The sequence below is a fragment of the Lunatimonas salinarum genome (genome assembly GCF_017811155.1).
In the GTDB taxonomy this organism is placed as follows: domain Bacteria; phylum Bacteroidota; class Bacteroidia; order Cytophagales; family Cyclobacteriaceae; genus Lunatimonas; species Lunatimonas salinarum.
On the sequence record NZ_JACVCV010000100.1, the window covers coordinates 1 to 690 of the forward strand.

Sequence of the window (690 nt, forward strand, 5' to 3'; positions counted from 1 at the left end):
CAGGCAATTCGGTTGGTTGCGCAGCGCTAGACATCTCCGGGTTTTGGCGGAAGTGGGAGGACACCATGAACATGCCCCCGGCCAAAACGGTGGAACAAATTGATCTCTAAGCCCAGTCTATAAACATGTCACCCCTACGGGGTAAGGGAGCCCGGCAAAGCCCGTCATTGCGAGTGACGCAGGAGCGAAACAATCTCTTTAAGCTAGCTCAAGGGGCTTGGGGTGGTTTTGAGAAGGAAGCTCAGTTTCGCCCATTGCAAATTGGCAAGTATATCGGGGTGTAGTTGCAAACTACACCTAGAGCGGGGGCTCGCTTCGGATTCGTGGTTTTGGAAAGGAAGTGGCATCGTAAATTTTCCGAATCTTACATCTCATATCTAACGTCTTACGTCTACCTCACCACCCTTCTAACTACACATATCCACAAAGAAAACGACCCCGAAGGCGGTCGCATATTTATAGCCCCGGGTGCAAACCCGGGGCATAGGAACCCACCCCCCATCGCTGTTTTGGCCAAAGGTGCAGCCAATAGGGCATACCAACTACCGCCAAAACCCCTCAACGGTAAAAGGCGCATACCTGCGAAGCGCAATGGCAAAACGAGGGTACCATCGAAACGAAACCTCTTCGATATTCAGGCAATTCGGTTGGTTGCGCAGCGCTAGACATCTCCGGGTTTTGGCGGAAGTG

1 protein-coding gene is annotated in these 690 nt (G+C 52.3%); it reads left to right on the plus strand.

Annotation, left to right across the window (positions count from 1 at the left end; translation table 11 throughout):
• Nucleotides 1-125: 125 nt before the first annotated feature.
• Nucleotides 126-284 (plus strand): hypothetical protein, encoded by a 159-nt coding sequence (locus IAQ59_RS22075; RefSeq protein ID WP_209333021.1) that lies wholly within the window; start codon nucleotides 126-128, stop codon nucleotides 282-284.
• Nucleotides 285-690 lie beyond the last annotated feature (406 nt).

Coding starts and splice junctions, on each gene's coding strand:
- IAQ59_RS22075 (WP_209333021.1), top strand. CDS start 126: ATGTCACCCCTACGGGGTAAGGGAGCCCGGCAAAGCCCGTCATTGCGA.